Genomic DNA, 5,592 nt, shown 5'->3' on the forward strand with positions numbered 1-5,592 from the left:
GTAGAAGGGAGTTAGATAATATACGAAATGGAGGTTATGTATGGCGAACGTACAATCAATTCTGGATCAAAAGGGAAGCACCGTTTACAGTATCACCCCTGAAGATACTTTGGCACATGCCCTTTTGAAGCTTACCGAGCATAAGATTGGTGCACTGTTGGTACTTAATGAGAATGGGGATATCAAGGGAATTCTCTCAGAGCGAGACATTGTCCGCCATTTCTCTCACAGGTTGGAGCACCTGAATACGGCATCAGTTCCCGTAAAGGAAGTGATGACAGTAGGTGTCACCTGCATCAAACCTGAGCAGAATCTTGATGACTGCTTGCAGCTTATGACTGCTGGTAGATTCCGCCACCTTCCTGTTGTGGACAATGACCGAGTTATCGGTATGGTGTCAATCGGCGATGTAGTCAAGGCGGCTCTTGAGGAGCGTGATTTTGAAATTGGCGAATTGGAACACTATATAACAAATGCCTACTAAGAGAGGAAATTGCATACACATTTTTACAAAAAGCGCTTCGCTGTTGGAGCGCTTTTTAGCATTCAAATCATGTAGGTAGGAATTAATACGAAACAGAATTCGGGACCATCAGTGCAGAAGACTTAGCTACAGCTGAAAAGAAACTGATTGAAGAAGGAAAGATTAACGAAGAACAAGTGCAGAAACTCTGTGATGTACATGCTTCCATTTTTGGCGGGAGTGTGGAAGAGATCAATGGTGGACAAACCATAGAGTAGACTGCAGGCCTTCCTGCCTTTGTGTTCCTCAAGAAAAATGAGGGATTGCTCGCTTTTCTGGATGGAGCGTTTACAACGGCAGTAAAAGCTTGTAACTCTGATAATAATGAACGGACATGAGCTGATCTCTTGGCAGCACTCAAGAGTCTCAGCAAGATTGGCAACCACTATTCCAGAAAAGAGAACCTCCTTTTCCCTTACCTTGAGAAGGCAGGAATTACCGCCCCTCCTAAGGTGATGTGGGGTGTTGATGATGAAATCAGGGGGATGTACAAGCTACTGATCCGTACATTGGAAACCAACGGAGAGGTACTTGAGAGTGAGCTTGCCCGCGTTGAAAAACAGGTGAGAAGCATGATTGATAAAGAGAACAACATCCTCATACCAATGCTTCATGGTTGCATGGACAATGATGCTTGGTTGACCGTTGCTCGCGATAGTACCGAAATCGGATGTTGTTTCAATGGTGGTGGCATCGAAGAAGCAAGCCCTTCTGATGCAGCCACCTGGTATCGCTGGAATGCGAGTATGAACGGCAAGGATGACTTTATCCCCAATCAGGAAGTAAGTGGAGAAATCAAACTTCCCAGTGGTCATTTTACCTTGGAAGAGTTGGCTTGGACGCTGAATACCCTACTCTCTGATATTACCTTTGTTGGAGCCGATGACAAGGTCCGCTTCTTCAGTGAGGGCAAGGAACGTATCTTCCCGAGAACACGGAGTATCATCGGACGTGATGTTGAGCATTGTCATCCACCGAAGAGTCTTGCAGTGGTGGAGAAGCTGATTTCTGACTTCAAGGCAGGGAGAAAGGGCAATGGGTCTTTCTGGATCCAAAAGGGTTCCCAGTTCATCTTGATCCGTTACTATGCCGTGAGAAACAACAATCAGGAGTATCATGGTGTGCTTGAAGTAACAGAGGAAATTTCTGGGCTGAGAAGCTTGGATGGTCAGAAGACGTTGCTTGGTTGATGATTAATCGATAGCATTAGGAGCTACAGGGTGGTTACTCGTTCTGCAGCTCTTCTTTCATCTTGCCGATGAATGCAATGTAGGCGTAAATCTGCCCCTGTATCTCGCTGTTCTTCAATTCGCCACGCCCCACCCAATCCTGTCCTTCATAAACAGTGAGATGATGGAGCTCTCCTTCAAGAACAATCAAAGACACAGGTGCCATTTTTTGTCGATTTTCAAGGTACAGCAGTGTCCTATCATACGAATCATGGAAGACTCGTTCTTCACCGCTGAGATCAGCATCAAGATTATATGTAGTATCCATAACAATTCCTATACTGAGCGAGCAGATAATTTTTCAAACAGGGAAATCAACATACGCTCAACCTCAGGGTTTCCGAGGCGGTGTATCTCTTCCAAAGCTCGCATCTTATAGGATTCTGCAAGAAATTGCGCTTTTTGTATACCACCCAGTTCTTCCACCAGTGAGAGAACTTGTTTGGTGGTACGTTGGTCCAACGGGATTTTTCTGTCCGTGAGTACGTTCTTCAATTCTTGTTTGCCCCATTCGTTCTCTAGTTCCAAGGCACAGATAAGCGGTAGGGTAGGAATACCGCTCTTCACATCACCACCGGTATGCTTGCCAAGTTTTTTGCTACTTCCGATATAATCCAAAATATCGTCTTGAATCTGGAATGCCATTCCCATGCAGTAACCAATGCGATGGGCAAGTTTGTTCATTGTTTCATTGATTTCCTGCAGCGCTACACCACTATAGCAGCTTAGTGCAAAAAGGCTGGCGGTTTTTCCACCAATCCGACGAAGATAGGTGTTTCGGTCTATGAAGAAATCTCCTTGTCCAGCATCCTGTTCAAGTTCACTCTCACAGAGACGCGTCAGCGCTCGTGATACAACCTGGCTATCGCCGCCCCGTTCTTTTCCGCTGACAAGTGACAAAGCACGTGCTAGGAGAAAATCTCCTGCCAGTACAGCCTGTTTAGCGCCTATCTTCGCATAGACAGAAGTATTGCCTCGTCGTTTTGGGGCTCGGTCGATAATATCATCATGCACCAATGATGCAAGATGGATGAGCTCAATAACTGAGCCCACCCTGATAGCATCCTCGCTGCGATCCTGATCACCGATCATACTGGTGATGAGCACTAAGGCAGGACGAAGCATTTTACCGGTGCTGTTCACATAATCTTCAAGAATTGGCTTGATAAAACCATGTGCGGTGGCAACGGTTTGCCCAATTGTTTTTCGGACTACCTGGAGCTGTGCTTGGATGTGAGGCTCATCGTCCCAAAAATCTGACATGATTGCCTACTTCCTGCCCAACTTCTTTTCCATCTGTTTCCGTGTGAACTCAGGTTCATCGAGGTAGAAATAGGTTTTCTTTGCAAGTGGGGTTTTGTTCCAAAGTTTCTTTATGTATGGCATGACCCAGTAATCCAATCCAAAGGCCTTTCCAGCCCCACCGAGCATGACAATGGATACTGCTATGTACCAAAGGATTTCCTTTCCTGCCATTGCTCCGATGAGGAACATGATAGAGAGGCCGATGGATACAATAGCCGCCGGGAAGGTGAAGAGACCGACAAGGAACAGGAGTCCAATACCTGTCTCTGCAAGAACAATCATAATCTGGAAGAAATAAGGAGCTTGGGCAACGAATGTATCATTGACCCATGTGAAGATTCCAAGAGGCTGAGAGAGCAGAGGAGGTGCAAGCTGTTGGACTGCACCAGAAGCAGCATCCCCTACCGCCTGGCTTGCAGATGCTACAGTTTCCACTACAGTTTCCACTGCTGCTTGGCTTGCAGATGCCAAACTGTCTGCTGACCCTGCATCTGCAGGAGCTCCCCAGTATACCTTCGACCCAGTGGTATCGGTAAGCCAGCCTTCCGCGATCTTCTTGATACCTTCGATGAGCCACATGACACCAAGGTACATTCTAAGGAACACAGTCCAATAGGAAGGAATTTTGTAGGTAGCCAGTCCGCCAATCAACGAACGTTTGTCTTTGACCTCGAGAATTTCATGCTTGATATATGCCCAGATTGCATTGACTCCACAAACCCCACTCTGATAGTACAAATTAACGATATGCTTCAGTGCAACGGCAAAGAACCCTGAAAGAGAGATGCCTGCTGTGTGGCTTACCGCATAGGCCCCTCCGATGGATACCATATACCCATGGAAATTAGATTTATATGGTTTTGGTGGCGTTGCCTCCAATCCAAGTTCTTGCTTGATGGTATAGATAATACCTTCAGCAGCAGTCTTTGCAGTTTGTTCTGCCGCCTCAACAATCTGCGGGACAGCACGATTATCCTCGATGAACCACATTCCATCGCCGGCAAGGTAAACGTTCTGGTAGTCGGGGCTCTGCATGAACTCGTTTACGGCTTTTCTCCCGATTCTTCCATCGGAGAGGGGAAGCCTCTCACAGAATTCAGTACCACGCACTCCACAGGTCCAAATCAGTGTTCTGGTCTTTATGACATCCCCATTCTTGGTGGTGAACCTATCTGCTTCAACATTTGTAATCAGGCTGTTGAGCATAATTTCAACACCCTTCTTTTCCATACGTTTGACCGCTTTTTCCCGTGGTTTTTCTGGAAGCATATTCAGGATATTTCCCAGTCCCTCACAGAGGATCAATCGCCCTTCTTTCTTGAAGTCAATACCATGTTTCTTGCAGAGGACGGGAAGCCATTCTATCAGTTCACCCATCATCTCTACGCCGGTAAAGCCACCACCTGCAACTACGAAAGTAAGCATCTCTCTGCGCTTTTCTTCATCGACTTCCTTAGCAGCATCACGTACTATGTATTCAATATGGGTGCGGATCTTCAGTGCATCCTCGAGCCCCCACAGGTAGAAAGCATGTTCCTTTACCCCGGGAATATTGAAATCGGCAGTTTGGGCACCAGTGCTGATCAAAAGTTGGTCATAGGAGTAGGTTGACTTCTCTCCAGTAAGTACCTGCTTTTTGAAATCGATATTGGTAATCTTGTCTTGTACGACATTCACCATCTTGCCTGAGAAAATGCGATCATAAGAAATTTTAACCGATTCCTCATCAACACGATTTCCTGCAACCTCATGCAGCTCAGTCATAAGAGTATGGTAGCTGTTCTTGTCGATTAAGGTAATCTCAACCTTGTCTTTCTGTTTCTTGAATGCCTTGTGCAGTGCTTTTGCTGCATGCACTCCTGCATAGCCTCCGCCCAAAATAACAATCTGTTTCTTGTCCATCATCACGTTCCTTGTTGGCCCTATGCGGGTACAGAGAGATATAGTAAAAAGGTGAGAAAAGGTATTACCACCCCACCTGGTCTCATAAGAAAACACTCTAGCATAAAACTAGGAATTAATGCAATTATACCATGTTTTTATCGATACAAAATACACAAATCCTTATTTATTCATGCGCTACAGGAGTTCGTTCCTTGTAAGGTAATGCTCCTGCGAGCGGAACTTACCGTAAAGAAATTTGTAAATTTTTTTTGACACATTTTTGATATCAGAGTAAAGCAATGGGTATACTATTCTGTATAACATTATTAAATATAAGTAAATAATGACAATTTATTGTTACTAAAAATTACTATTGATAATTTTATGACGATATTGCATGTGTGTCAAAAATCAGTATATGATTATATATAGATAATGTTCGAACGATTTTCAAGTATTTGAGGAGTATCTTACGATGAAAAAACATCTATTGCTGGTTCTGACCGTCTTGGCTATCATGCTTACCTTTGCTGGTTGTGCCAAGTCAGAGAGTGAAGAAACCCAGGCAGCTACTGCTGCACCGAAAGCTGCACCGACTGTTTCTGCAACGGCACCTGTGGCAACTGGAACATACGCAGATGGCGTATATTT

The 5,592-nt window shown here is 45.1% G+C and carries 5 protein-coding genes and 1 pseudogene; 3 read left to right on the forward strand and 3 right to left on the reverse strand.

What is annotated here, in order from left to right:
- Window positions 1–40: 40 nt before the first annotated feature.
- The 3 genes and pseudogenes from AB7S66_RS10940 to AB7S66_RS10950 all read left to right on the forward strand — a co-directional run bounded on the left by AB7S66_RS10940 (window position 41) and on the right by AB7S66_RS10950 (window position 1,713).
- The gene (locus AB7S66_RS10940; protein WP_117330145.1) at window positions 41–484 is read left to right on the forward strand and encodes a CBS domain-containing protein; all 444 of its coding nucleotides are present in this window, start codon (window positions 41–43) and stop codon (window positions 482–484) included.
- 101 nt (window positions 485–585) lie between these two features.
- Window positions 586–741: pseudogene (locus AB7S66_RS10945) on the forward strand (DUF438 domain-containing protein); the annotation flags it as partial.
- A gap of 129 nt (window positions 742–870) precedes the next feature.
- Complete coding sequence (locus AB7S66_RS10950) at window positions 871–1,713, forward strand: PAS domain-containing protein (protein WP_428519950.1); 843 nt, start codon at window positions 871–873, stop codon at window positions 1,711–1,713.
- Between the two features lie 34 nt (window positions 1,714–1,747).
- Here AB7S66_RS10950 and AB7S66_RS10955 read toward each other — a convergent pair whose 3' ends face one another.
- From AB7S66_RS10955 to AB7S66_RS10965, 3 genes are read right to left on the reverse strand one after another with little or no spacing between them, the layout of a single operon-like run.
- Window positions 1,748–2,020, reverse strand: a complete 273-nt coding sequence (locus AB7S66_RS10955) for a hypothetical protein (protein ID WP_117330142.1) — start codon at window positions 2,018–2,020, stop codon at window positions 1,748–1,750.
- An 8-nt stretch (window positions 2,021–2,028) separates the two neighbouring features.
- Window positions 2,029–3,015, reverse strand: a complete 987-nt coding sequence (locus AB7S66_RS10960; RefSeq protein ID WP_160526126.1) for a polyprenyl synthetase family protein — start codon at window positions 3,013–3,015, stop codon at window positions 2,029–2,031.
- Between the two features lie 6 nt (window positions 3,016–3,021).
- The gene (locus AB7S66_RS10965; RefSeq protein ID WP_428519953.1) at window positions 3,022–4,962 is read right to left on the reverse strand and encodes an FAD-dependent oxidoreductase; all 1,941 of its coding nucleotides are present in this window, start codon (window positions 4,960–4,962) and stop codon (window positions 3,022–3,024) included.
- Window positions 4,963–5,592 lie beyond the last annotated feature (630 nt).

The sequence above is a fragment of the Sphaerochaeta sp. genome (genome assembly GCF_050178175.1).
Classification (GTDB): Bacteria; Spirochaetota; Spirochaetia; order Sphaerochaetales; family Sphaerochaetaceae; genus Sphaerochaeta.

Bases quoted from the DNA above. Each gene is read 5' to 3' on its own strand.
- AB7S66_RS10960 (WP_160526126.1), bottom strand. From the start codon at position 3,015: ATGTCAGATTTTTGGGACGATGAGCCTCACATCCAAGCACAGCTCCAG.
- AB7S66_RS10940 (WP_117330145.1), top strand. From the start codon at position 41: ATGGCGAACGTACAATCAATTCTGGATCAAAAGGGAAGCACCGTTTAC.
- AB7S66_RS10965 (WP_428519953.1), bottom strand. From the start codon at position 4,962: ATGATGGACAAGAAACAGATTGTTATTTTGGGCGGAGGCTATGCAGGA.
- AB7S66_RS10955 (WP_117330142.1), bottom strand. From the start codon at position 2,020: ATGGATACTACATATAATCTTGATGCTGATCTCAGCGGTGAAGAACGA.